The organism is Acidovorax sp. GW821-FHT10A04 (assembly GCF_059415825.1).
Map to the genome: position 1 here is coordinate 287,549 of NZ_JBWKNZ010000005.1, position 23,790 is coordinate 311,338.

Sequence of the window (23,790 nt, forward strand, 5' to 3'; positions counted from 1 at the left end):
TCACCCCGGCTGCGCCACGAAGGCGTCCGCAAAGAAGGCCGCGGGCCGCATGCCTGCCAGGGTGGCGAAGTCGCGCCGGGCCGCATCCACCATGGCCGGGGCACCACAGGCATAGACCTCGTGCTGCGACAGGTCCATATGGTCCTGCAGTACGGCCTGGTGCACCCAGCCGGTGCGGCCAGCCCACGCGTCGGCTTCGGGCGCATCGGACAGCACAGGCACGTAGGTCAGCCGGCCTTGCAGGGCGTGCGCCCATTCCAGGCACAGGCTGTGCAGGTACAGGTCCTGCCGTGCGCGGCCGCCCCAGTACAGGTGCACGCGGCGCCCGCTGCCGGTGGCCAGCAGTTGCTCCACCAAGGCCTTCACGGGTGCAAATCCGGTGCCGCTGGCCAGCAGGATGGCCGGCGCCTGCGAGGCGTCGTCGTGCATGCCGAAGGTACCGAACGGCCCCTCGATGCGCAGCACGTCGCGCGCCTTGAGCTTGCCAAACACCTGGTCGGTGAACAGCCCGCCCGGCAGGTGGCGGATATGCAGCTCCAGCAGGTCCTGCCCCTCGCGGGCCGGCGTGGCCAGCGAGTAGCTGCGCCGGCGGTTGCCGGGCAGCAGCACGTCCACATACTGGCCTGCCGCGTAGTGCAGGCGCTGCTGGCCCGGCGGGGGCTGCAGCTGCACGCGCATGACATCGGGCGCGAGCCGCTCCATGGCCACCACGCGCACCGGCAATTTGCGCACCGCGATGCCGGGGATGTGCGGGATCTCGGCACATTCGATGCGCAGGTCGCTGTTCGCCTGCGTGCAGCACAGCAGGTGCACGCTCTGCCCCGCCTCCTCCGGTGAAAGCGCTGCAGGCTGGGCGCCTGGCAGGCAGGCGGCCTCACCATCGACCACGCGGGCGCGGCAGGCGCCGCAGGTGCCGGTCTTGCACTGGTGGGGTAGCAGGATGCCCTGGCGCAGGGCGGCGTCGAGCACGCTTTCACCCGCCTGGCTGGTGAAGGACTTGCCGGACGGCAACAGGGTGATGGCGCGCACAGGCGCTTCGGCCACGGCTGCGCCGGCCTCTTCGGTCATCTGCATGGGAAAAACCTTGAACGGTCTACACGGTGAGGTAGCGCGACCACAGGCTGCGGTCGGCATTGAGCGCGGCGGAATCGCCCTGCCAGACCACGCGCCCGCGCTCCAGGATCACATGGCGGTCGGCCAGGCCCACCAGGCGGTGCACGTACTTGTCCACCACCAAAATGGTCTGCCCGGCGGCCTTGAGCGTGGCCAGGCAACGCCAGATCTCCTCGCGGATGACAGGGGCCAGGCCTTCGGTGGCCTCGTCCAGAATGAGCAGGCGCGGGTTGGTCGACAGCGCCCGGCCGATGGCCAGCATCTGCTGCTCCCCACCCGAGAGCTGGTTGCCGAGGTTGTTCTGCCGCTCCTTCAGGCGCGGGAACACGCCGTAGATGCGCCCGATATCCCAGGCGTCGCGCAGGCCGTTGCGGTGGTCGGCAAAGGCCTGCAGATGCTCGCGCACCGTGAGGTTGGGGAACACGTGGCGCCCCTCGGGCACGATGGCCAGGCCCAGGCGGGCGATCGCATCGCTCTTGAGGCGGTCGGTCGCCTGGCCGGCAAAGCGGATACCGCCCGCCGTGGGGCGCAGCGCCCCCACCAGGGTCTTGATGGTGGTGCTCTTGCCCATGCCGTTGCGGCCCAGCAGGGACACCACCTCACCGGCCCCGATCTGCAGGTCGATGCCGAACAGCACCTGGCTCACGCCGTAGCCGGCCTCCAGGCCCTGGCAACTCAGCAAGGGTTCGGGCGCGGTCATGGGGTGGTCTCCAGGGTTTCGGTGCCCAGGTACACGGCCTGCACCTCGGCGTTGTTGCGGATCTCGTCGGGCGTGCCGGCCGTGAGCACGCGGCCATAGACCAGCACCGAGATGCGGTCGGCCAGGCGGAACACGGCCTCCATGTCGTGCTCGATCAGCAGCACGGCCATGTCCTGGCGCAGGGTCTCGATGAGCTGCACCATCTGCTGCGACTCGTCGGGTCCCATGCCGGCCATGGGCTCGTCGAGCAGCAACAGCTTGGGGGCCGAGGCGAGCGCGAGGGCCACGTCCAGCGTGCGCTGCGCGCCATGCGGCAGGGCGCCGGCGATCTCGCCCATGCGGGCCTGCAGCCCCACGCGCTCGGCCAGCCGGTCGGCCGCCTCGTACAGGCCGCGCGCCTGCGAGCGCGGCTGCAGGAAGCGAAAGCTCGAGCCGCTGTGCGCCTGCACGGCCAGCAGCAGGTTGTCGCGCACGCTTTGCTTGGGGAAAATCCGCGTGACCTGGAAGCAGCGCGACAGGCCCTTGGCCACCCGGCGGTGCATGGGCAGCGCGGTGATGTCGGCACCGTCCAGCAGTACCCGACCTTCGTCGGGCGCCAGCAGGCCCGAGATCTGGTTGACCAGCGTGGTCTTGCCCGCGCCGTTGGGGCCGATGAGGGCGTGCACCTCGCCATGCGCCACCGACAGGCTCACATGGTCGGTGGCCAGCAGGCCGCCAAAGCGCTTGACCAGGCCCTGCACTTGGAAAAGGCTCATGGCTTGCTCCTTGCGCGCAGGTCCGCCAGCGCGGCCAGGCCCTTGGGCGCATACAGCGCGGTGGCGATCAGCAACACGCCCAGGGGCATGTGCCAGTAGTCGGTGTGGAGCTTGAGCGCCTCCTCGAGCGCCAGCCAAATGGCCGCGCCCACGGGGCCGCCCCAGCGCCGGCCCAGGCCGCCGATGACGACCATCACGATCAGCGTGGCAGACTGCGTCCAGTGCATCATCGATGGGCTCACGAAGCTGTTGCCCGTGGCCAGCAGCGCGCCCGCCAGGCCCGCGGCGGCGCCGGCCAGCGTGAAGGCCGCCAGCTGCAGCAGGTACACCGGGTAGCCCAGGGCACGCATGCGCGTCTCGTTGTCGCGGATACCCGCCAGCGCCGCACCGAAGCGCGAGGCCGTGGCCCGGTCCAGCCACCACAGCACCAGCGCCACCAGGGCCAGCACCACCCAGTACAGCGTGGGCTCGTGCATCACATCAAGGCCCATGCCCAGCGCCGGCCGCAGGGGCAGCGTGTAGCCGTCGTCGCCGCCATAGCTGCGCAGCGAGACGAAGACGAAGTACAGCATCTGCGCGAAGGCCAGGGTGATCATGATGAAGTACACCCCCTTGGTGCGCAGCGAGATGGCGCCCACCAGTGCGGCCACCAGCGCGGCCGCAGCCATGGCAGCGCCCCAGACGACCCAGGCCGAAGTGGCGCCCGCATCGCTGAGTACCACCACCGCATAGGCGCCCACGCCCACGAAGCCCGCATGCCCCAGCGCCACCATGCCGCCAAATCCCATGATGAAGTTCAGGCTGGCCGCGGCCAGCGCCACCACCAGCACCCGGCGCACGAAGCCGATGTAGAAATCCAGGCCCAGGGCCGGCGCGACCAAGGGAAAGGCGGCCAACGCGGCCAGCAGCACCAACGGCACGATGGCGCCGCGCCAGCGCGGCACGACCATGGGCTGCGGGGTCAGCGAAGGGGATGATGAGGTCAAGGAGGCAGACATGGCACTCATGCCTTTGCAGAAAAGAGCCCCGCGGGGCGAAAGCTCAGTACGGCGGCCATCAGGGCGTACATGGCCACCTCGGCGAACAGCGGGCCCAGGTCGGCAGCGACGGATGGCGGCAGCGTGGCGCGCAGCAAGAGCGGCAGGAAGGCCCGGCCAATGGTGTCCACCAAGCCCACCAGCAGCGCAGCCACGAAGGCCCCGCGCACCGAGCCGATGCCGCCGATGACGATGACCACCAGCGCCGGGATCAGGATGGCTTCGCCCATGCCCACCTGCACGGCCATCAGCGGCCCCATGAGGGCGCCGGCCAGGGCCGCCAGGGCAGCCCCCAGCACGAAGATGCCGCAGAACACGCGCTTCACGCGCACGCCCATGAGCTCGGCCATCCACCGGTCCGACGCGCCGGCCCGCACCAGCATGCCCACGCGACTGTGGTTGACCAGCAGGTACAGCAGGCCCGCCACCGCCACCCCGGCCACCAGCACCACCAGCCGGTACGAGGGGTACGGCAGGCCGGCGAACAGCTCCACCGGGCCCGAGAGCAGGGCCGGTGTGGGCGCCATCACGGGCGACGGGCCCCAGGCCATCTTCACCGCGTCATCGGCCACCAGGATCACGCCGAAGGTAGCGAGCACCTGGGCCAGGTGGTCGCGCCCGTAGAGGCGGCGCATCAGCGTCACCTCCAGCAGCACGGCCACGAACACGGTGGCGGCGATGGCCACCAGCACCGCGCCCGCGAACGAGCCACTGTGCACATGCACCGTGGCCGCCACGTAGGCGCCCACCATGAACAGCGAGCCGTGCGAGAGGTTCATCACGTCCATGATCCCGAAGACCAGCGTGAGGCCGGCCGCGATCAGGAAGAGCATGAGCCCGTAGCCCGCTCCGTTGAGCAATTGCTCGATGACGAGGATCCAGTTCATGGTGTGCTTGGAATGCGCGAAAGCGGTGGGGACAAGGTCACTTCAACGGGCACTGGGCAGAGAAGGCATCTCCGTAGTTCTCAAGCACCGTCTTGATGGTCTTGTTGGTCACGCGGCCCTCAGCGTTCTTGCCGATGGTGCGCAGGTAGAAGTTCTGCACCGGGTAGTGGTTGTTGGCATAGCGGAAGCTGCCGCGCACCGAGGGGAACTGCGCCTTGGCCAGCGCCTTGGCCAGGGCCTCGCGGTCGGCCACCTTGCCGCCCACGGCCTTGACGGCCGCGTCCATGGCGCTGATCACGTCGAAGGCCTGTGCGGCGTAGATGGACGGGTAGCGCCCGCCGTATTCCTTGCGGAAGGCCGCGACGAAGGCCTTGTTGGCCGCGTTGTCCAGGTCGTGCGCCCAGTGCGAGGTGTTGAACAGGCCGAGCATGGGCTCGCCCACCGCGCCGATGATGTCCTCGTCGGCCGAGAAGCCGCTGGTCACCAGCATGATGTCCTTGGACAGGCCGGCCCCCACGAACTGCTTGATGAAATTGATGCCCATGGCTCCGGGCAGGAAGAAGTACACGGCCTCGGGCTTGGCGGCGCGCAGTTGCGCCAGCTCGGTCGCGTAGTCAATCTGGCCGACCTTGGTGTACACCTCGTCGACCACCGTGCCCTTGAACTTGCGCTTGAAGCCGGTGAGCCCGTCCTTGCCGGCGGGGTAGTTGGGGGCGATCAGCACCATGCGGCCAAAGCCGCGGTCGGCTGCGAACTGGCCTGCGGCCTCGTGGTACTGGTCGTTCTGGTAGGCGGTACCGAAGAAGTAGGCATTGCACTGCGCGCCGGCCAGCTGGCTCGGGCCGGCGTTGTTCGACAGATAGGGCACCTTGGCCGCGAACAGCGTGGGTGCCACGGCCAGCGCCACGTTGGAGGCGATGGGGCCGGTGAACAGGTCGATCTTCTCGCGCTGCACGAAGCGGTCCACCAGCTGCTTGGCCTGGTCGGGGCTGCCGGCCATGTCGGTCTGCACGAACTCCACCGGCTGGCCGCCGAGCTTGCCCGCGAGCTGCTTGATCGCCAGGTTGAAGCCGTCGCGCGCATCGGCGCCGGGGCCGGCGAACGGGCCCGAGATGTCGAGCGCCATGCCGACCTTGATGGGGCCCTGCTGCGCTGCGGCGGTAAAGCTGGCGCAGGCCGCCAGGGTGGCCAGAGCGGCTACTTCAAGACGCTTGCGAAGCGAGGTGCGGTAGAGGTATGCCATCGTCAGTCCTTATCCATCAACAAAAAAAAAGAGAACCAGGGGCGGCGCAGGCGGGGCTTCAGAGCCCGACCTCGACGCGCCCTGCCACCACGCGCACCGGGAACGTGCGCACCGCTTCGGTGACGGGCGCCTTGCAGGGCGCCCCCGTGCGGATGTCGAAGGTGCCCTGATGCAAGGGGCATTCCACACAGCCGTCTTCCACCCAGCCGTCGGACAATTTGGCGGCGCCATGGGTGCACAGGTCGTACAGGGCGAACAGCCCCTCCCCGTCGCGGAACACCGCAACGGGCAGCCCCTGCACCACCACGGGCCACACGGCGCCGTCCGGGAAATCCTCGGGGTCGCCCACGTCGTGCCAGGCGGCTACCGCGCCCTGTTCCAGTGCCTTGTCGGTCGTTATCTGCATGGTGCGGGTCCTCAGATGGGGGTGGCGAGCAAGGTGGCCACGCGCGAGGTGTCGTACACCACGCGCTTGCTGCGGTAGCGCCACTCGCCCTGGTGCTGCACCACCTCGTCGAGGTAGGTGCCGGCCTGGTAGACGCTGGACTCGCCGGCCGTGCCGGTGATCACCACCACGTAGCTCGACTGGGTGTGCACCACGCCGTCCTTCACCGCCGTGATCACCAGGCCCGAGGTGCCGTGGCGGTACACATGGTCCTCGAAGATGTTGGCGTTGCGCAGCGACAGCACGCGGTCGCGCAGCATGCCGGCATTGCGGCAGTACATGATGGGCGCGTGAAAGCCGGCGTCGAAGTTCTCCTTGGGGATGATCTCGTAGCGGCCCTCTTCGACGAAGAAGCCGGGCCACTCTTCGAGCCGGTTGTTGTCCAGCGCGCTCACGTAGCGGTGCTGCAGCTCGAGCAGTTCGGTCCACAGCTGCAGGCGCTCCTGGCGGCTGATGCCGATGGGGGCGGTGGGGGTGGTCATCGTGGTCATGGCGTGCAGTCCTTCAGTAGCCCATCAGTCCCTGGTAACCCACCCAGAAGCGGCGGATCAGGTTCTCGGTGATCACGGTGTCCATCTGCTCGGGCGCCTCGCGCGCCATGGCGATGTAGGAGTGCTTGTCACCATCGCGCACGGTGCCGCGCTGCACCAGCTCGGTGGCCTCGGTGTCCTCCATCGAGATGTAGCCCGCAGGGCCCACCAGGTTGGCCTGCAGCAGGCGCAGCTCGCGCAGCTCGGGCGTGTCGTCGGCATAGCCGAAGAAATGGAACACCAGCTCGAAGTTGCCCGGCCCCTTGGGCAGCAGCTGGCGCGCCACCAGCGTGTTGTGGATCTGCTGCACCACCAGCTGCGGAAAGATCGACTGGATGTGGTTGGTGGTCATCTCGTCGAACTCCTGGATCTGGCCGAGCAGCGCGGGCTCTTCGAGTTCGAAGCCTTCGTCCATGGAGCGAATGTTCTGCGCGCTGTAGGCCGCGGCGGTGTCCGTCTCCACCTCGGGCTTGGTCACGGTGATGATGCTGTGCAGGCCGTGGTTCGCATCGGGGATGGAGCGCGCCTTCATCCCCACACGGAAGATGTTGAAGGTGGTGTGGAACAGGTGCAGCAGGCTGGCGTGGTAGGGGTCCTTGACGTTCTCGAAGTACAGCTTCCAGTTCGACTTGGAGTACTGGCGCGTGCAGCCCAGGTAGACGATGGGCTTGTGGAAGATGCGGTCGATCCACGGCCGCATCTGCTCTCCCAGGTACTCGGGCAGCGGCGGCGTCGCGTCGCTGAAGGTGGCGAACAGCAAGCCCTTGTAGCTGTCCACGCGCAGCTTTTGCAGGCCATGCTCCTCGGTCTTGAAATCCTTGGGCATGCCGACCATGCCCTTTTGGCCGCGGCGAAACGGCACACCCTGCAGGTCGCCGTTGGCGGCAAAGCTCCACTGGTGGTACACGCAGGTGTGGCTGGCCGCGTTGCCGCGCTTTTCGCGGCAGACCATGGCGCCGCGGTGGGCGCAGCGGTTGACCCAGCAGGCCAGGCCGTCGGCCGTGCGCGTGACCACCACGGGAGTGTCGCCGACGAAGGTGGACTTGAAGTCGCCCACATTCGGGATCTCGGCTTCCAGCCCCAGAAAGCTCCAGACCGGCCCGCGGAAGATGCGCTCCTGCTCGCGGTCGTAGACCTCCTGCGAGCTGAACACCCGGTAGGGCACGTTGGAGCCATCGGGCTGCGGGAAGAACACCTGCCGCTGCGCCTTGAGCGAGACGGGGGCAGCGACTTCGACGGCGGGGATTTCAGACATGGGCACGGCCTCTTCGATTGGTATGCCTCCATGCTAGAAATCAACGCCCTGCCCCGCTATCCACTATCGGCACGCGGCGCTGCGGGCCTGTCCGGTTCTTGCAAATGTGCAGTGGTGCCTGCTCAATTGAAGCTGGTCTGGCTCGGCAGTTCGCCAAAGCGCTCGCGGTAGTAGCTCGAAAAACGGCCCAGGTGGCCGAAGCCGAACTCCAGCGCCGCATCGGTCACGCAGTGGCCGGGGCGCTCCTGCAGGCGCGCACGCACCGCGTCAAGCCGCATGTTGCGCAGCAGCGCCATGGGCGATTCGCCATGGTGGCGCTGGCACAGCGCATTCAGGCCGCGCACGCTGACCCCGGCGGCGCGCGCCAGGTCTTCGAGCGCCACGGGCGCGCACAGGCGGCTGCGCATGTAGGCATCGAGCCGGTCGAGCCGGCCCATGTCGCCATGGGGGACCGGCGCGGCGGTGTCGATGTCCAGCGCCCCCAGGGACAACAGCGGCGCCGCGGGCATCGGCACGCTCTGCGCGCAGGAGGCCAGGAACAGCGCCACGTTGCTCTCCATGTGGTCCACCCAGCGCGCATGCGCGGTGCTCTCCACCGCCTGCTGGCTCACATGCAGCAGCGATTGCATGAGAAAGTGCCACTGCTGGCCCTGCCCCGCGCTCAGCGGCAGCAGCGGGTGCACGAAGGTCGAGTCGCCCACCAGCGACTCGGGCGCCCAGGCGCGCAGCAGGCTGCACGGCACCTTGAGGATGAGCTGTCGCGCGCCCTGCTGCCAGTGCATGTGCAGGTTGTGGCGCGGTGCAATCAGCGCGGCGGCACCGGCGGGCAGGCGCACGGGCACGCCGTCGGACACCAGCTGCGCTGTGCCCGAGAGCGACAGGTGCACCAGCACGAAGTCGTCGAACGGGCGCGGGCGGATCTCCACCTCCGCACCGTATTGCAGCATGAACAGCTGCAACTGGCGCACGCGCACCTTGGACAGCGAGGTGGCCACCGGCCCGCCGCACCATTTCAGCCCATGGTCGGAGAACTCGCGCGCCACCAGGTCATGGGAATCCACCCGGAGGTCCGACGTGAACAGCGGGCGCTGCTGCAGCGCCGACAGATCCAGGGACAGGGCGGACGACAGGGGAACCATCGGACAGAGACCTCGCGTGGGGGCTGGGGGATAGAGGCGCAGCACGCGTCGGGGCGCACCGCTTTGATTTGCATCAACCCAGCAATTTCCATACCCATGGACTGGCAGGCGCCCATGCGACACCCCCGCAGCCACGGCCGCAGGGCTGCCGACGTACCATTGGAGCAACAACACCTGTCCATCCTTTCACCCCGCTGCTCTCCATGTATTCCACCGTCCGCACCTCGCGCAGCGAGTTCGTCCCCATCCGCACCCTGCGCTACCACGTCCGCCACTGGGGCGAGGCATCGAGCGACAAGGCCAGGCCCCCGCTGGTGCTGGTGCATGGCTGGATGGACGTGGGCGCCTCCTACCAGTTCGTGGTGGATGCGTTCTCGGCAGCATTCGCGCAAGGCCGGCACATCATTGCTCCCGACTGGCGCGGCTTCGGCCTGAGCAAGTTGCCCACGCCCTGCGACCACTACACCTTTCCCGATTACCTGGCCGACCTGGACCTGCTCCTGGACCACTACGTGGGCGACCAGCCCGTGGACCTGGTGGGCCACAGCATGGGCGGCAACATTGCCATGATGTATGCGGGCGTACGGCCCGAGCGCATTCGCCGCCTGGTGAACCTGGAGGGCTTCGGCATGCCCGCCACGAAGCCTGACCAGGCGCCCAAACGCTATGCGCAGTGGATCGACGAGATCAAGAAGCTGCAGACGGGCGACATGGCCCTCAAGGCCTACGACGGCGTGGCCGGCGTGGCCCAGCGCCTGATGAAGACCAACCCGCGTCTGTCGCAGGACAAGGCCGACTGGCTGGCGCAGCACTGGGCCGAGCCCAACGCAGAGGGCCGCTGGGAGATCCTGGGCGACCCGGCGCACAAGATCACCAGCTCGCAGCTGTACCGCCTGGACGAGGCCCTGGCCCTGTACGAGCGCATTGCCGCCCCCGTGCTGGCCGTGGAGGCCAGCGACGACAGCCTGGGCCAGTGGTGGAAGGGCCGCTATGCCCTTCCTGAATACCACCAGCGCCTGACCCACGTGCGCGACTGCCGCACGGCCGTGGTGCAGGACGCCGCGCACATGCTGCACCATGACCAGCCCGAAGCGGTGGCGCGGCTGATCGAAGAGCACCTGTCTTCCTGACCCCTCCTGCGGCACGGTTCCGCGGCCGTTTTCGAGGGCGCAAGGGGCATTGCCGGCCCCCATGCCCATCCATGAGAAAATGGCCGATTCGGGCGATGTTGAACCGACCCGCCTCGGTGCGGGTCATCCCCTTGCGTGCGCACACCAGCGCAGCGCACACGGGGCCCGTTCGGCCTTGTCACCCTCTACAGAACACACCTACCAGGACACCACCATGGACGCAGAACGCATCAACCTCATCGGCAACACCTTGAGCGACCTGACCGTGCGCACGCAAGAGTTACGGAGGTATCTTTGACTTCGATGCCAAATTCGAACGCCTGAGAACCGTCAACGCCTCGCTGGAAGACCCCTCGGTCTGGAACGACCCGAAGAAGGCCCAGGAACTGGGCAAGGAAAAGAAGTCGCTGGACGGCGTGGTGCTCACGCTCGAAAAACTCACGCGTGAGCTGGCCGACAACACCGAGCTCTACGACATGAGCAAGGAAGACGGCGACGAAGACGGCCTGATGACCATCGAGGCCGAGACCGCCAAGCTGCAGCCAGAGATCGAGCAGCTCGAGTTCCGCCGCATGTTCCGCCACGAGGCCGACCCGCTCAACTGCTTCGTCGACATCCAGGCCGGCGCCGGCGGCACCGAGGCCTGCGACTGGGCCGGCATGCTGCTGCGCCAGTACCTCAAGTACGCCGAGCGCAAGGGCTTCAAGACCACGGTCGAGGAAGAGACCCCGGGCGACATCGCCGGCCTCAAGAGTGCCACCATCAAGGTCGAGGGCGAGTACGCCTATGGCCTGCTGCGCACCGAGACGGGCGTGCACCGCCTGGTGCGCAAGTCGCCGTTCGACTCGTCGGGCGGGCGCCACACCAGCTTTGCCAGCCTGTTCGTCTACCCCGAGATCGACGATTCGATCCAGATCGACATCAACCCCTCGGACGTTCGCACCGACACCTACCGCGCATCGGGCGCGGGCGGCCAGCACATCAACAAGACCGACTCGGCCGTGCGCCTGACCCACATCCCCACGGGCATCGTGGTGCAGTGCCAGGACGGCCGCAGCCAGCACGGCAACCGCGACATCGCCTGGCAGCGCCTGCGCTCGCGCCTGTACGACCACGAGATGCGCAAGCGCCAGGAAGAGCAGCAAAAGCTCGAGGACACCAAGACCGACGTGGGCTGGGGTCACCAGATCCGCAGCTACGTGCTGGACAACAGCCGCATCAAGGACCTGCGCACCGGGGTGGAAATCTCCGCCACGCAAAAGGTGCTGGACGGCGACCTGGACGCCTTCATCGAAGCCTCGCTCAAGCAGGGCGTGTGATGCAGCGCGACGCAGCCGCCGCCACCACCGTCGACGCCACGGCCCCAGGCCGCGGCGCGATCCCTGTCGAAGCCTTCATCTTCGACATGGACGGCACCATGATCGACTCCATGCCCTGGCACGCAAAGGCCTGGGTCGAGTTCACGCGCCGCCGCGGCATGGCCATCGACGTGCCCGACCTGATGGCCCGCACCACAGGCCGCAATGGCACCGAGTGCATCCGCGAGCTGCTGCAGCGCGAGGTGGAGCAGGCCGAGGCCGATGCCCTCACGCGCGAGAAGGAAGACATCTACCGCGAGCTGTTCGGCCCGGCCTTTGCCGAGGTGGCGGGCTTTCGCGCCTTTGCGGCGCAGGTCTCCACACGCGGCTACAAGCTGGCCGTGGGCACGGCGGGCGACATCCACAACGTGGCCTTCGCCATGGCGCGCCTGTCCATGGAGCCCGAGCCCCTGACCATCGTGCGCGGCGACGAGGGCCTGCCCGGCAAGCCCCAGCCGGCCATCTTTCTCGAAGCTGCACGCCGCATCGGCGCCGCACCCGAACGCTGCATCGTCTTCGAGGACGCCCCCTTCGGCATCGAGGCCGCGCGCCGCGCGGGCATGCATGCCGTGGCGGTGTGCAGCACCCACAGCGCGCAGGAACTGGCGGGCCCCCATGTGCTGGCCGCCGTGCGTGACTACCACGAACTCATGAACACCGACTTTCTGGAGCGCATCCATGTTGCCATCGCCTAACGCAGACGCCAGTGGAGCGGGACCGGCCCTCGCCATCCGCCGCGAGGACTACACCGCCCCCGCCTACTGGATCGACAGCGTCGAGCTGACCTTCGACCTGGACCCCGCCAAGACGCGCGTGCTCAACCGCATGACGCTGCGCCGCAACCCGGACGTGGCAGAGCAGCCGCTCAAGCTCGACGGCGAGGACCTGAACCTGGCGCGCGTGCTGGTCAATGGCCAGGGCACCTCGTTCAAGATGGAAGGCCAGCGCCTGGTGCTCGAGAACCTGCCCACGGGCACCGACGCCTTCGCGCTCGAGATCTTCACCACCTGCTGCCCCGCCAAGAACACGCACCTGATGGGCCTGTACGTGAGCCAGGGCACCTTCTTCACGCAGTGCGAGGCCGAGGGCTTTCGGCGCATCACCTACTTCCTGGACCGCCCCGACGTGATGGCCAGCTACACCGTCACGCTGCGCGCCAACAAGGCCCAGTACCCGGTGCTGCTGTCCAACGGCAACCTGGTGGACAGCGGCGACCTGGAAGATGGCCGCCACTTCGCCCAATGGGTCGACCCGCACAAGAAGCCCTGCTACCTGTTCGCCCTGGTGGCGGGCAAGCTGGTGGCCCGCGAGCAGAAGATCCGCGCGCGCGCCGGCACCGACCACCTGCTGCAGGTCTACGTGCGCCCGGGCGACCTGGGCAAGACCGAGCACGCCATGAACTCGCTGATGGCCAGCGTGGCCTGGGACGAGGCGCGCTTTGGCCTGCCGCTGGACCTGGAGCGCTTCATGATCGTCGCCACCAGCGACTTCAACATGGGCGCCATGGAGAACAAGGGCCTGAACATCTTCAACACGAAGTACGTTCTGGCCAGCGAGTCGACCGCGACTGACGTGGACTTCGCCAACATCGAGAGCGTGGTCGGCCACGAGTACTTCCACAACTGGACGGGCAACCGCGTGACCTGCCGCGACTGGTTCCAGCTGAGCCTGAAGGAAGGCCTCACGGTGTTCCGCGACCAGGAGTTCAGCCAGGACCTGGCCGGCAGCCCCTCGGCCCGCGCCGTCAAGCGCATCGAGGACGTGCGCGTGCTGCGCACCGCCCAGTTCCCCGAGGACGCGGGCCCCATGGCCCACCCGGTGCGGCCCGACAGCTACATCGAGATCAACAACTTCTACACCGTCACCATCTACGAAAAGGGTGCCGAGGTGGTGCGCATGATGCACACCCTGGTGGGCCGCGAAGGCTTTGCCAAGGGCATGAAGCTGTACTTCGAGCGCCACGATGGCCAGGCCGTGACCTGCGACGACTTCGCCCAGGCCATTGCCGATGCCAACCCCACCAGCGACCTGGCACGCCTGCTGCCCCAGTTCAAGCGCTGGTACAGCCAGGCCGGCACGCCGCGCGTGAAGGCCACGGGCAGCTACGACGCCGCCGCGCGCACCTACACCCTGACCCTGGCGCAAAGCTGCGCGCCCACGCCGGGCCAGGCCGACAAGCTGCCCTTCGTGATTCCCGTCGGGCTGGGCCTGCTCACGCACCAGGGCGCCGCCCTGCCCTTGCAGCTGCAGGGCGAGGACGCCGCGGGCGCGCCATCGCGCACCGTGGTGCTGACCGAGGCCAGCCAGACCCTGGTGTTCACCGGCCTCGACGCCGAACCCGTGCCCTCGCTGCTGCGCGACTTCAGCGCCCCGGTGGTGCTGGACATCGAGTACACCGACGAGCAACTGCTCACCCTGCTGGCCAACGACACCGATGCCTTCAACCGCTGGGAAGCGGGCCAGCGCCTGGCGCTGCGCACCGCCATCCATGCCATCACTGGCAGTGGCCCCGCCGGCGGCGACATCCTGCCCCCTGCCGTGGTCGATGCGCTGCGCAGCGTGCTGCGCAGCCCGGCGCTGGATGCGGCCTTCAAGGAGCTGGTGCTGACCCTGCCGTCGGAGACCTACATCGCCGAGCAGCTCGACGTGGTGGACCCGCAGCGCATCCACGCCGTGCGCGAGGCCATGCGCGAGCAACTGGCCGTGGCCCTGCAGGCCGACTGGGAGTGGGCCTGGGAGCAGAACCAGGACACCGGCGGCTACAGCCCCGACCCGGTCTCGTCCGGCCGCCGCTCGCTCAGCGGCATGGCGCTGCACATGCTGTGCATCGCCGCCCAGCGCACGGGCGACGAGGTCTGGCCCGGCAAGGCCTACCAGCGCTTCAAGGTGGCCAGCAACATGACGGACCGCTTCAACGCCCTCACGGCCCTGGTGGCCAGCGGCAGCACGCATGCGGCTGCGGCGCTGGCGCGCTTTCACGCGCTGTTCAAGGACGAGCCCCTGGTCATCGACAAGTGGTTCGCGCTGCAGGCCGGCGCGCCCGACAAGGGCGGCAATGTGCTGCCCGCCGTGCGCCAGCTCATGCAGCACCCGGACTTCAGCCTGAAGAACCCGAACCGCGCGCGCAGCGTGATCTTCAGCTACTGCAGCGCCAACCCCGGCGCCTTCCACCGCACCGATGCGGCGGGCTACGTGTTCTGGAGCGACCGCGTGATCGAGCTCGACGCCATCAACCCGCAAGTCGCCGCGCGCCTGGCGCGCGCGCTCGACCGCTGGAAGAAGCTGGCCGAGCCCTGGCGCACCGCGGCCCGCGAGGCCATTGCCCGCGTGGCCACGCGCCCGGACCTGAGCAACGACGTGCGCGAGGTGGTCACCCGCGCGCTGGCAGACTGATCGATCGCACGCGACGCACCATGGCATTCACCGATTCCGCACAAGAGTTCGCGCGGCGCTTCAACCAGCTGCTCGACACGGTGTACGACGCCGACGCCATGTTCAGCGGCACGGCCATGTCGGCCGACCTGGCCGCCCTGCGCCCGCTGGCCGAGGGCCTGGGCGCGGAGTCACCCGAGCTGGCCCAGCTGCTGTGGCTGCAGTTCGTGGTGTATTCCAAGCGCCAGATGGACGACGAGGGCCTGCCCCTGGGGCTGCGCGCCCTGGCCATCCGCTCGACGTTGGGTGATCTCACCACGGCGGACCGCTGCCAGAAGCACTACGCCATCGGCGAATCGGCGCTGCAGTCCGAGGAGTACGACACCGCCATTGAGCACCTGCGCCAGTCGGCCCACTGGGCCGACCAGGAGGGTGCCACGCTGAGTGCCGACCAGAAGCTGGGCATCCGCGAAGAGATCGGCTACGCCCTGCACGAGGCCGGCCGCTTTGCCGAGGCCCTGGCGCACAACCAGCAGTTGCTGACCGACGCGCGGCAGGTCTTCGGCTCGGATACCGACCAGCGCCTGTCAGGCCTCATCAACAACCTGGCGCAGAACGCCTACGAACTGGGCGAGCATGCCCAATCCCACAGCTATCTGCAGCAGCGGCTGGCCCTGGGCCAGGCACTGGGGGACGATGGCATCGTGCTGGACACGCTGTTCCAGCAAGGCGTGCTGGCCCATGAGACCGGCGACGGCGCCCTGGCGCGCAGCCTGCTCACGCAACGGGTGGCCATTGCCCGCGCCAGCGGCGACGAGAACCTGCTCGAAGAAGCACAGGCGACGCTGGCCGAGCTGTCCGAACGCGAGCAGCAATCCAAGTAATTCCACCAAAGAACCCAAGCCAAGGACGATCTACCGATGAGCTCCCGCATCTCCCTCACCCGCTACCTGGTCGAGCAGCAACGCATCGACGGGCTCATCCCCTCGCAGCTGCGCCTGCTGCTCGAAGTGGTGGCCCGCTCGTGCAAGAGCATCAGCCAGGCCGTCAACAAGGGCGCCCTGGGCGGCGTGCTCGGCACGGCATCCAGCGAGAACGTGCAGGGCGAGATCCAGAAGAAACTGGACATCATCGCCAACGAGGTGCTGATCGAAGCCAACGAATGGGGCGGCCACCTGGCCGCCATGGCCTCCGAGGAAATGGACGGCATCTACCTGGTGCCCAACCGCTACCCGCAGGGCGAATACCTGCTGCTGTTCGACCCCCTCGATGGCTCGAGCAACATCGACGTGAACGTGAGCATCGGCACCATCTTCAGCGTGCTCAAGAAGCCCGATGACGACCGCGGCGTGGAGGCTGGCGACTTCCTGCAGCCCGGCACTAGCCAAGTGGCCGCAGGCTATTGCATCTACGGCCCACAGACCACGCTGGTGCTCACCGTGGGCGACGGCGTGGCCATGTTCACGCTGGACCGCGAGCAGGGCTCCTTCGTGCTCACCGAAGAGAACGTGCGCATTCCCGAGGACACCAAGGAATTCGCCATCAACATGAGCAACATGCGCCACTGGGACGCCCCCGTGAAGCGCTACATCGACGAGTGCCTGCAGGGCAAGGACGGCCCGCGCGGCAAGGACTTCAACATGCGCTGGATCGCCAGCATGGTGGCCGACGTGCACCGCATCCTCACGCGCGGCGGCATCTTCATGTACCCCTGGGACAAGCGCGAACCCAACAAGCCCGGCAAGCTGCGCCTGATGTACGAGGCCAACCCCATGTCCTGGCTTGTCGAGCAGGCCGGCGGTGCCGCGACCAACGGCAAACAGCGCATCATGGACATAGAGCCCACGCAGTTGCATGAGCGCGTCAGCGTGATCCTCGGATCAAAAAATGAGGTCGAACGCGTGACAAGCTACCATTCCACGCTATAATCTAAGTCTTACGCCGGTGTAGCTCAGTCGGTAGAGCAGCTCATTCGTAATGAGAAGGTCGGGTGTTCGATTCATCTCTCCGGCACCAAATGAAAAGCCCCTGATTCGCAAGAGTCAGGGGCTTTTTGCTTGGGTCGTGCCTCTCCCGCAGCATGGCACTTCGAACCGCTTGACAGCACACCTCCAACGCGGCAGCAAAGCACCGGTGATCGGCATGCAGCTTGTGCCAGCAGCCGCAGGCCAGGTGCACAGGCATGGGGCCAAGAAACCCCATGACGGCCTGTGGGCCACACCCCAAACGTCAACAAGTCTTGCAGCCGGGATACTTCCCTCCATTTCCGGCCACCACAAGGGCATACTGGCACCGACCCTGCCGGCAGGCTCCCGGACTCTCCATGCAACGAACCCATGGCCGACAAGCCACGGGCCGCGGGCATTGACCGCCAGCCTCCAGAAAGACCCTCAGGCCCACGCCATGGAAAAGACTGTCCCCATTGAACGACGCAGCGGCATGGATCGCCGCCAACGTGAAGACGGCCCGCCCGACAAGCACGAGCGGCGCCGCTCCATCGAGCATCGCCAGCCCGAAGTGTGCGAGCTGCATCCGTCACCCGAAGAGCTGGAGGCCATGGGCTTTGCCAGCAGCGGCACCCAGGCCAGGCCCGGCGGCATGCACGCCGGTCTGCCACCCAGCCACGGCTGAGGCAGCGCGGCCCCAGCCAGGCAGATCAGTTGGTTTGCGTCTGGTACGCGTCGCGCGCGCTCATCACGCGGTGGGCGACCATGTCGAGCGCCGGGCGCACATTGCCCTGCTTGTCGGTCCACACCTTGGGGGTCACGGAGCCCGCGACGGAGATGGACTCGCCATCGTGCAGCTGCTCCATGGCCAGGCACACGTCGTCATCGAACGCAATGACGTTGACGAACAGCATCTCGCCCTCTGCACTCGGGGCCCGCACTTTGGCCACCATGTAAGGCTTTCCTACCTTGTCCAGACGCCGCTCTGGGCCCCCGTAGAGACGGCCCGAAATCAGTCCATCGATCATGCAATCCCCATCCAGCACTTGTTGTCGGTTTGTTCTTGCCGGGGCCATCGCCCCCGCCCACCCGGCCGGAACACAGCAGTCTCGAAAAACACGCCGCCCCTGTCCACAAAAAAAGCCCAGGACCAATTGGCTCTGGGCTCTTGCCGTGAATGATGGGGTCGCCGCCGACACGGGCTTTTCAAAGGAGCGCCAGACCGCAGCAGTTCGCCAGCACATGGCGACCACCACGCCCCACACCCCATTGAAAGAATGGCCCGCCCCGGAGCAGAACTGCCCCGCGGCCCCGGACCAACCCGCACGGCGTCCTGTCTCATGACCTGCGCACAGCCGCCACGGGCAGCACGCACATCCATCCAAAAGCCAGTACGTATTGTAACCACCGGCCCCTCAAACAAAGTGCCTTGCGCACCGCGGTGCTGCAAGCACGCGACACTGGCGGCAGACTTCGGGCACGCAACGCCGCCCGGCCGCCCAGGCCCCATTTGGCGTGCGCCGGCAAACCGGTGACAATGGCTTGGCAAGCTCCACCAGTTCGCACCCACCATCTTTCGAGAGGGGACACCATGACTGTTCTGGACGACGCCAGCATCGAACTGCCCTGCCCGCACTGCCAGCAGGCCGTCAAGGAGCGGCTGGGCAAGCTGAAGCTGAGCCCGCGCATCACCTGCCCGCGGTGCCGCCGCACCAGCGAGGTCAAGCCCGAAGAGTTGCAGCGCGCCACCCACAAGCTCACCCAGGCCTTTGCCAACATCCAGCAGTCACTGGCCCGGCTGGGGCGCTGAGGCATCCGACAGGCACGGAGCCCTTCGACAGGCAGGGCGTGCGGCAGGCGTACGCCTGGACTGGCCCTACTGCACAGGCTTGGCAGGAGGCACCACGGGCACCACAGCGCCGAGGGCCTGGGGCGCAGGCTCTGCCGCAGCGGCGGGCGGCGTCCACTCCATCGCGAGGTAGCGCTGGCGCACCGACTCCGGCGTCTGTTCGCACACATGCTGCCCCACCTGCGTCAGCTCGGGCACCCGCACGCACAGACCAGGCGAATGCCTGAATGGGGTCGTGGTGAAGTCATCCACATAGCGCATCTCGCCGTCGCCTTGGCGCACCGTGTAGCGAAACTGGTAGCGCGCCTGGTGCCTGCGGTCCATGGCCGAGCCGATGACCGCCCCCACCAGGGTGGCAGCCAGCGCGCCCCCGGCGGAGTAGTTGCCCCCACGCAGGCCGCGGTCCAGGTAGGCAGCACCCGCAATGGCGCCACCCAGGTGCGCGCCTGCCGTTGTGCCGGGGATCGAGCGATCAACCCCTTGCACATCGACGATGGCGCCATAGCCATCGGCGCGCAGCACCTGCGTTGCATACTGCAGCTTGAGCCGGGCACGCTCGGCCTCGGTCAGGCCCTCCCACACACGGGAGGCGATCACGGCATCCGGCCGGAGGTCCTGCACCACGCCTGCCACAGGAGCCGAAGGCGGAGCGAACGGCATGAGCAAGGTCGTGGGCGGTGCCGCCTGGTCGCCGCTGCCGGCAGGAACCCTGGCATCCAAGGCCCTCGGATCCGGCCCCCTGGCGTCCGGCAGCCGGGGTGCCCGGGTTGCGCAACCCGCCACAAGCACCAATGCGGCCGCGCCGCCCAGAACCTTAAGGTACGAATTTGACTGCACGGCCTTTGCCCTCCAGGGTGCCCCAACTCATCATCGAAATGCCCACGTCGCCATAGCGCACCAGGACCACGGCATCGGCCCACATCGCGGCGGCCTTCTCGCGCAGCCTGTCGTTCACGAGCTCGGGTGTCGGCGCAGGATGGAAGATCGTGGTCTTGTTGACCCTGACGGTGATATCGCCCAACGCGGCGTAGCGCCGGTCCACGATGTCCTTGTCGGTGATGGACACCTGCGAGGGACTCAGCCGGGGCGCGCTGGCTGTGGCCTCAGTGGCCGGCGCGGCATGGTGAACGGAACTCGTGGACCAGGTGGCACAGCCACCCAGCAGTGCCGCGGTGCACAGCACCACCCCCGCCGACGTCATTCGGGAAACACGCATAAAAAAGCAGTCCTGGAAAAGAGAGGTCTTGGTCTTCCGAGCGCAAAACCTTACCAGAAACACATGGATACACAAACAAGAAAACGCCCGCCAGCGGCGGCGGTGGCCCAGGCCCAGGCCCAGGGCCAGTGAAGCGATACGTCCGCGCGCTTGAATGAAGCCATCGGCAACAAGCGCGAAAGCCAGGCCTGCCTGCGCGTCTCCAACACATCCGATCAACAGCGACGGGTGCGCCGATCACCGCACCACAAGATGCGAGCGCACAAAGAAAAACGGGCTACCGCTTGTGGCGATAGCCCGTTGTTCATCGAAGAAAATGGTCGGCGTGGCGGGATTCGAACTCGCGACCCCTTGCACCCCATGCAAGTGCGCTACCAGGCTGCGCTACACGCCGACAAGACTTAGATTATATGCACAAATTTGGCTAGTTCGGAGAAAGTAGGGCTCGGATCTCAAATAATTCTTGGCGCACTGCATTCGAGTCAAAAGCGAAGGCCGAAGAACCGATGGACAGGCCGTGCGCCTCGTCGATCAACATGCTCGGCAGCTCGCTGTCCGGTGCATCGTGCTCGCCCTGCCCTGCCTCGCTGCGCGCCGGCAGTGCCAGCTCCTGCAGCCTGTTGCGCGCACCGCTGATGGTGAACCCCTGGTCGTACAGCAGGTCGCGGATGCGGCGGATCATGAGCACCTCATGGTGCTGGTAGTAGCGGCGGTTGCCGCGCCGCTTCATGGGGCGCAGCTGGGTGAATTCCTGTTCCCAATAGCGCAGCACATGCGGCTTCACGCCGCACAGCTCCGCCACCTCACCGATGGTGAAGTAGCGCTTGGCAGGAATGGCGGGAAGCACAGTGCCCATGGGTGATTCAGCAATCAAACGGGAAAGCCTGCAAGGGTACTGCAGGCCGGCAGGAACCGCCAGACCGCCAGCGCGGATTCAGCCGCCGATCAGGCAAAAATTCACAATCCGGCCGCGGCCTGGATCTGTTCCTTGAGCTTGCTGCTGGCGTGGAAGGTGACCACGCGCCGCGCCTGGATCGGGATCGCCTCGCCGGTGCGCGGGTTGCGCCCGGGGCGCGGCGCCTTGGTGCGGATCTGGAAGTTGCCAAAGCCCGAGAGCTTCACGTCGTCGCCTTCCACCAGGCTCTGCGAGACGAGGTCGAAGAACGCGTCGATCATGTCCTTGGACTCGCGCTTGTTCAGCCCGATCTGGTCGAACAAGAGATCCGCCAGCTGCGCCTTGGTGAGCGCAGGGGTTTCCAGGCTTTCGACTGCAAATTCGATCACGGTATCTCTCCCCGTCAGCATCGTCATGTTGTTGTGTTCGCTTGGGCTATTGTCGCCGTGATCCTCAGCCGCGCAGCCGCGCGCCCACGCGCTGTGTGAGCTGCGTCACAGCCGCCTGCACGGCGGCCTCGATCTCGGCCTCGGTCAGCGTGGCTTCGTCGCTGCCCAGGGTCAGGCGCACGGCCAGACTCTTCTCGCTGGGTGCCAGGCCGCCGGCCGGCGTCTCTTCGCCGGCCTTGAGCGGCTTGGGTCGGTAGACGTCGAACAGCACGGCAGAGCGCAGCATGCCACCGGGCACGGCAGCCTGCACGGCCGCTACCACCTCGGCATGCGTCACGCGCTCGGCCACGACCACGGCCAGGTCACGCTCGACAGCCTGGTGCTTGGCGACCGACTTGAACTGCGGCACCACGCGCTGCAGCACGGCATCGAGCTCCAGCTCGAACATCACGGGCGCCAGCGGCAGCTCCCACGACTGGCGCCACTGCGGATGCAGCTCGCCCACGAAGCCGATGGCCCGGCCCTGCGCCAGCACGCGGGCACAGCGGCCGGGGTGCATGGCCGGGTGCTCGCCCGGCTCGAAGGTGGCTTTGAGTGGCGCCAGCAAGGCCTCGACATCGCCCTTCACATCGAAGAAGTCGATGCCCTGCTCCTTGCGGCCCCATTGCAGCATGTCGTTCGCGCCATAAGCCACACCGGCCACGCGCATGGGCTGGTGGAAGCCCTCCACCGTGGTGTCGGTGTTCTTCATGCTGGCGTCGCGCAGGAACACGCGGCCCAGCTCGAACACGCGCACGCGCTCGGCACGGCGGTCCAGGTTGAACTTGAGCACCTGCAGCAGCGAGCCCAGCAAGCTAGAGCGCATCACGCTCATCTGGCTGGCGATGGGGTTGAGCAGCTTGATGGGCTGGGCGTTGCCCGCCAGCTCCTGCTCCCAGCGCTCTTCGACGAAGCTGAAGTTGATGGTTTCCTGGTAGCCCAGACCAGCCAGCGTGCGGCGCACGGCGAACGGGCTGCGCGTGGCCTCGGCCGGCAGCTTGGGGGTGATCGGTGCCAGCGGCGCCGTGGTGGGCAGGTTGTTGTAGCCCACCATGCGCGCGACCTCCTCGATCAGGTCTTCCTCGATGGTGATGTCGAAGCGGTAGGCCGGCGGGGTCACGGTGATGGTGCCTTCACCTTCGGTGAACGGCAGGCCCAGGCGCTGGAACACGTCGGCGCACTGCGCCTGCGTGAGCGGCATGCCGATGACCTTGGACGCACGCGCCACGCGCAGCGTGACGGGTGCCGGCACCGGCAGGTTCACGCGCTGGTCGTCCATCGGGCCGCAGGCCGTCTCGGGCGTGCCGCAGATGTCGATCACCAGCTGGGTGATGCGCTCGATGTGCTCCACCGTCAGCTCGGGGTCCACGCCGCGCTCGAAGCGGTGGCCCGCATCGGTCGAGAAGTTGTAGCGGCGCGAGCGGCCGGCGACGGCCTTGGGCCACCAGAACGCGGCCTCGATGTAGATGTGCTTCGTGTCGTCCGACACGGCCGTGGCATCGCCGCCCATGATGCCGGCGAGCGATTCGACCTGCTGGGCGTCGGCGATCACGCCGACCTTCTCGTCGACGGTGATGGTGTTGCCGTTGAGCAGCTTGAGCTGCTCGCCCGCCTTGCCCCAGCGCACGTCCAGGCCGCCGTGGATCTTGTCCAGGTCGAAGATGTGCGAGGGACGACCCAGCTCGAACATCACGTAGTTGGAGATGTCCACCAGCGGCGACACGCCGCGCTGGCCGCAGCGCGCCAGGCGATCGAGCATCCACTGGGGCGTGGTGGCGCGCGTGTTCACGTTGCGCACCACGCGGCCGCTGAAGCGGCCGCACAGGTCGGGCGCGCTCACCTGCACCGCGAGCTTGTCTGCCACAGTCGATGCCACGGCCGGGAAGGCAGGCTGCTGCAATGGCACGCCCGTCAGCGCGGAAACTTCGCGGGCAATGCCGTAGACGCTCAGGCAATGCGCCAGGTTGGGCGTGAGCTTGAGCGTGAACAGCGTGTCGTCCAGGTTCAGGTGCTCGCGGATGTCCTGGCCAACGGGCGCGGAGGCGTCGAGCTCGAGCAGGCCGCCATGGTCTTCCGACAGCTTGAGTTCGCGTGCCGAGCAAAGCATGCCCTGGCTTTCCACGCCGCGCAGCTTGCCGACCTTGATCAGGAAGGGTTTGCCGTCGTCGCCGGGCGGCAGCTCGGCCCCTACCAGGGCGCATGGCACCTTGATGCCCACGCGCGCATTGGGCGCACCGCAGACGATGTTTAGCAGGGCACCCTGCCCCACGTCCACCTGGCACACGCGCAGGCGGTCGGCATCGGGGTGCTGCACGGCCTCCTTGATCTCGCCCACGACGATCTTTGCGAACGGCGGCGCCACGGGGCGCAGCTCTTCCACCTCCAGGCCGGCCATGGTCAGCGTCTCGGCCAGCTCGGCGGTCGAAAGGGGTGGGTTGCAGAACTCACGCAACCAGGATTCAGGGAATTGCATAGTCGAACTCTTGTACGGA

General features: G+C 67.4%; 24 protein-coding genes and 2 tRNA genes. 9 read left to right on the forward strand and 17 right to left on the reverse strand.

The features are described 5' to 3' along the window. The 10 genes from AC07PF_RS13550 to AC07PF_RS13595 all read right to left on the reverse strand — a co-directional run bounded on the left by AC07PF_RS13550 (position 1) and on the right by AC07PF_RS13595 (position 9,104). A complete protein-coding gene (locus tag AC07PF_RS13550) occupies positions 1-1,074 on the reverse strand; it encodes a 2Fe-2S iron-sulfur cluster-binding protein (protein WP_494612213.1) in 1,074 nt (357 codons plus the stop codon). A 19-nt stretch (positions 1,075-1,093) separates the two neighbouring features. Beyond that, positions 1,094-1,813: an ABC transporter ATP-binding protein gene (locus AC07PF_RS13555; protein WP_494612214.1), complete on the reverse strand. Its 720-nt coding sequence runs from the start codon at positions 1,811-1,813 to the stop codon at positions 1,094-1,096. After that, on the reverse strand, positions 1,810-2,568 hold the full coding sequence (locus AC07PF_RS13560; RefSeq protein ID WP_494612215.1) for an ABC transporter ATP-binding protein: 759 nt from the start codon (positions 2,566-2,568) through the stop codon (positions 1,810-1,812). The genes AC07PF_RS13555 and AC07PF_RS13560 overlap by 4 nt, the downstream gene beginning before the upstream one ends. Continuing rightward, positions 2,565-3,518, reverse strand: a complete 954-nt coding sequence (locus tag AC07PF_RS13565; protein WP_494612284.1) for a branched-chain amino acid ABC transporter permease — start codon at positions 3,516-3,518, stop codon at positions 2,565-2,567. The genes AC07PF_RS13560 and AC07PF_RS13565 overlap by 4 nt, the downstream gene beginning before the upstream one ends. 53 nt (positions 3,519-3,571) lie before the next feature. Continuing rightward, positions 3,572-4,492 (reverse strand): branched-chain amino acid ABC transporter permease, encoded by a 921-nt coding sequence (locus AC07PF_RS13570; protein ID WP_494608252.1) that lies wholly within the window; start codon positions 4,490-4,492, stop codon positions 3,572-3,574. 37 nt (positions 4,493-4,529) lie between these two features. Further along, positions 4,530-5,735, reverse strand: coding sequence for an ABC transporter substrate-binding protein (locus tag AC07PF_RS13575; protein WP_494612216.1), 1,206 nt, complete (start codon positions 5,733-5,735; stop codon positions 4,530-4,532). Positions 5,736-5,793: 58 nt separating this feature from the next. After that, a complete protein-coding gene (gene andAb, locus AC07PF_RS13580) occupies positions 5,794-6,141 on the reverse strand; it encodes an anthranilate 1,2-dioxygenase ferredoxin subunit AndAb (RefSeq protein WP_494612217.1) in 348 nt (115 codons plus the stop codon). A gap of 11 nt (positions 6,142-6,152) precedes the next feature. Next, positions 6,153-6,671, reverse strand: coding sequence for an anthranilate 1,2-dioxygenase small subunit AndAd (gene andAd, locus AC07PF_RS13585; RefSeq protein WP_494612218.1), 519 nt, complete (start codon positions 6,669-6,671; stop codon positions 6,153-6,155). 13 nt (positions 6,672-6,684) lie between these two features. Next, entirely contained in the window at positions 6,685-7,965 is a 1,281-nt protein-coding gene (gene andAc, locus AC07PF_RS13590) for an anthranilate 1,2-dioxygenase large subunit AndAc (protein WP_494612219.1), read from the reverse strand. Between the two features lie 122 nt (positions 7,966-8,087). Beyond that, positions 8,088-9,104 (reverse strand): AraC family transcriptional regulator, encoded by a 1,017-nt coding sequence (locus AC07PF_RS13595; RefSeq protein ID WP_007857447.1) that lies wholly within the window; start codon positions 9,102-9,104, stop codon positions 8,088-8,090. Positions 9,105-9,307: 203 nt separating this feature from the next. On the opposite strand from AC07PF_RS13595, the gene AC07PF_RS13600 reads away from it, so the two are divergent. From AC07PF_RS13600 to AC07PF_RS13635, 8 genes are all read left to right on the forward strand, one after another. Beyond that, positions 9,308-10,234, forward strand: a complete 927-nt coding sequence (locus tag AC07PF_RS13600) for an alpha/beta fold hydrolase (protein WP_494612220.1) — start codon at positions 9,308-9,310, stop codon at positions 10,232-10,234. 214 nt (positions 10,235-10,448) lie between these two features. After that, positions 10,449-11,553, forward strand: a protein-coding gene (prfB, locus tag AC07PF_RS13605) for a peptide chain release factor 2 (protein ID WP_108016494.1) whose coding sequence is annotated in 2 segments (ribosomal slippage) — positions 10,449-10,529 and positions 10,531-11,553 — 1,104 coding nt in all. Because the reading frame shifts where the segments join, the coding sequence is not laid out codon by codon here. Next, complete coding sequence (locus AC07PF_RS13610; RefSeq protein WP_007857451.1) at positions 11,553-12,287, forward strand: HAD family hydrolase; 735 nt, start codon at positions 11,553-11,555, stop codon at positions 12,285-12,287. The genes prfB and AC07PF_RS13610 overlap by 1 nt, the downstream gene beginning before the upstream one ends. Next, complete coding sequence (gene pepN / locus AC07PF_RS13615; protein ID WP_494612221.1) at positions 12,271-14,985, forward strand: aminopeptidase N; 2,715 nt, start codon at positions 12,271-12,273, stop codon at positions 14,983-14,985. Before AC07PF_RS13610 ends, pepN begins: the two co-directional genes overlap by 17 nt. A gap of 20 nt (positions 14,986-15,005) precedes the next feature. Then, complete coding sequence (locus AC07PF_RS13620; RefSeq protein ID WP_494612222.1) at positions 15,006-15,848, forward strand: tetratricopeptide repeat protein; 843 nt, start codon at positions 15,006-15,008, stop codon at positions 15,846-15,848. 36 nt (positions 15,849-15,884) lie between these two features. Continuing rightward, positions 15,885-16,892 (forward strand): class 1 fructose-bisphosphatase, encoded by a 1,008-nt coding sequence (locus AC07PF_RS13625; protein WP_007857454.1) that lies wholly within the window; start codon positions 15,885-15,887, stop codon positions 16,890-16,892. 12 nt (positions 16,893-16,904) lie between these two features. Then, a tRNA-Thr gene (locus AC07PF_RS13630) sits at positions 16,905-16,980 on the forward strand. Positions 16,981-17,367: 387 nt separating this feature from the next. After that, positions 17,368-17,595, forward strand: a complete 228-nt coding sequence (locus tag AC07PF_RS13635) for a hypothetical protein (RefSeq protein ID WP_494612223.1) — start codon at positions 17,368-17,370, stop codon at positions 17,593-17,595. Between the two features lie 25 nt (positions 17,596-17,620). Here the strand turns inward: AC07PF_RS13635 and AC07PF_RS13640 are convergent, their stop codons facing one another. Further along, positions 17,621-18,154: a single-stranded DNA-binding protein gene (locus AC07PF_RS13640; RefSeq protein WP_494612285.1), complete on the reverse strand. Its 534-nt coding sequence runs from the start codon at positions 18,152-18,154 to the stop codon at positions 17,621-17,623. 347 nt (positions 18,155-18,501) lie between these two features. On the opposite strand from AC07PF_RS13640, the gene AC07PF_RS13645 reads away from it, so the two are divergent. Further along, positions 18,502-18,720 (forward strand): hypothetical protein, encoded by a 219-nt coding sequence (locus AC07PF_RS13645; protein WP_494608260.1) that lies wholly within the window; start codon positions 18,502-18,504, stop codon positions 18,718-18,720. 66 nt (positions 18,721-18,786) lie between these two features. On the opposite strand, the gene AC07PF_RS13650 is transcribed toward AC07PF_RS13645, so the two are convergent. From AC07PF_RS13650 to pheT, 6 genes are all read right to left on the reverse strand, one after another. Continuing rightward, positions 18,787-19,479, reverse strand: coding sequence for a hypothetical protein (locus tag AC07PF_RS13650; protein WP_146187902.1), 693 nt, complete (start codon positions 19,477-19,479; stop codon positions 18,787-18,789). A 94-nt stretch (positions 19,480-19,573) separates the two neighbouring features. After that, positions 19,574-19,975, reverse strand: a complete 402-nt coding sequence (locus AC07PF_RS13655) for a hypothetical protein (RefSeq protein ID WP_007857459.1) — start codon at positions 19,973-19,975, stop codon at positions 19,574-19,576. A gap of 317 nt (positions 19,976-20,292) precedes the next feature. Beyond that, positions 20,293-20,369: transfer RNA gene (locus AC07PF_RS13660), tRNA-Pro, on the reverse strand. Positions 20,370-20,399: 30 nt separating this feature from the next. Beyond that, on the reverse strand, positions 20,400-20,831 hold the full coding sequence (locus tag AC07PF_RS13665; protein ID WP_007857460.1) for a MerR family transcriptional regulator: 432 nt from the start codon (positions 20,829-20,831) through the stop codon (positions 20,400-20,402). Positions 20,832-20,932: 101 nt separating this feature from the next. Next, entirely contained in the window at positions 20,933-21,286 is a 354-nt protein-coding gene (locus AC07PF_RS13670) for an integration host factor subunit alpha (RefSeq protein WP_007857461.1), read from the reverse strand. 37 nt (positions 21,287-21,323) lie between these two features. After that, on the reverse strand, positions 21,324-23,771 hold the full coding sequence (pheT, locus tag AC07PF_RS13675) for a phenylalanine--tRNA ligase subunit beta (RefSeq protein ID WP_494612224.1): 2,448 nt from the start codon (positions 23,769-23,771) through the stop codon (positions 21,324-21,326). Positions 23,772-23,790: the final 19 nt, after the last annotated feature.

Excerpts from the sequence above, each read along its gene's own strand:
- AC07PF_RS13570 (WP_494608252.1), bottom strand. The coding sequence starts at position 4,492 with ATGAACTGGATCCTCGTCATCGAGCAATTGCTCAACGGAGCGGGCTAC.
- andAd (WP_494612218.1), bottom strand. The coding sequence starts at position 6,671 with ATGACCACGATGACCACCCCCACCGCCCCCATCGGCATCAGCCGCCAG.
- AC07PF_RS13625 (WP_007857454.1), top strand. The coding sequence starts at position 15,885 with ATGAGCTCCCGCATCTCCCTCACCCGCTACCTGGTCGAGCAGCAACGC.
- AC07PF_RS13640 (WP_494612285.1), bottom strand. The coding sequence starts at position 18,154 with ATGTGCTGGCGAACTGCTGCGGTCTGGCGCTCCTTTGAAAAGCCCGTG.
- AC07PF_RS13565 (WP_494612284.1), bottom strand. The coding sequence starts at position 3,518 with ATGGTCGTGCCGCGCTGGCGCGGCGCCATCGTGCCGTTGGTGCTGCTG.
- AC07PF_RS13620 (WP_494612222.1), top strand. The coding sequence starts at position 15,006 with ATGGCATTCACCGATTCCGCACAAGAGTTCGCGCGGCGCTTCAACCAG.
- pepN (WP_494612221.1), top strand. The coding sequence starts at position 12,271 with ATGTTGCCATCGCCTAACGCAGACGCCAGTGGAGCGGGACCGGCCCTC.
- AC07PF_RS13635 (WP_494612223.1), top strand. The coding sequence starts at position 17,368 with ATGGAAAAGACTGTCCCCATTGAACGACGCAGCGGCATGGATCGCCGC.
- AC07PF_RS13600 (WP_494612220.1), top strand. The coding sequence starts at position 9,308 with ATGTATTCCACCGTCCGCACCTCGCGCAGCGAGTTCGTCCCCATCCGC.
- AC07PF_RS13595 (WP_007857447.1), bottom strand. The coding sequence starts at position 9,104 with ATGGTTCCCCTGTCGTCCGCCCTGTCCCTGGATCTGTCGGCGCTGCAG.
- andAb (WP_494612217.1), bottom strand. The coding sequence starts at position 6,141 with ATGCAGATAACGACCGACAAGGCACTGGAACAGGGCGCGGTAGCCGCC.
- AC07PF_RS13610 (WP_007857451.1), top strand. The coding sequence starts at position 11,553 with ATGCAGCGCGACGCAGCCGCCGCCACCACCGTCGACGCCACGGCCCCA.
- AC07PF_RS13575 (WP_494612216.1), bottom strand. The coding sequence starts at position 5,735 with ATGGCATACCTCTACCGCACCTCGCTTCGCAAGCGTCTTGAAGTAGCC.
- AC07PF_RS13555 (WP_494612214.1), bottom strand. The coding sequence starts at position 1,813 with ATGACCGCGCCCGAACCCTTGCTGAGTTGCCAGGGCCTGGAGGCCGGC.
- AC07PF_RS13670 (WP_007857461.1), bottom strand. The coding sequence starts at position 21,286 with ATGACGATGCTGACGGGGAGAGATACCGTGATCGAATTTGCAGTCGAA.
- AC07PF_RS13560 (WP_494612215.1), bottom strand. The coding sequence starts at position 2,568 with ATGAGCCTTTTCCAAGTGCAGGGCCTGGTCAAGCGCTTTGGCGGCCTG.
- pheT (WP_494612224.1), bottom strand. The coding sequence starts at position 23,771 with ATGCAATTCCCTGAATCCTGGTTGCGTGAGTTCTGCAACCCACCCCTT.
- AC07PF_RS13665 (WP_007857460.1), bottom strand. The coding sequence starts at position 20,831 with ATGGGCACTGTGCTTCCCGCCATTCCTGCCAAGCGCTACTTCACCATC.
- AC07PF_RS13655 (WP_007857459.1), bottom strand. The coding sequence starts at position 19,975 with ATGCGTGTTTCCCGAATGACGTCGGCGGGGGTGGTGCTGTGCACCGCG.
- AC07PF_RS13645 (WP_494608260.1), top strand. The coding sequence starts at position 18,502 with ATGACTGTTCTGGACGACGCCAGCATCGAACTGCCCTGCCCGCACTGC.
- andAc (WP_494612219.1), bottom strand. The coding sequence starts at position 7,965 with ATGTCTGAAATCCCCGCCGTCGAAGTCGCTGCCCCCGTCTCGCTCAAG.
- AC07PF_RS13550 (WP_494612213.1), bottom strand. The coding sequence starts at position 1,074 with ATGCAGATGACCGAAGAGGCCGGCGCAGCCGTGGCCGAAGCGCCTGTG.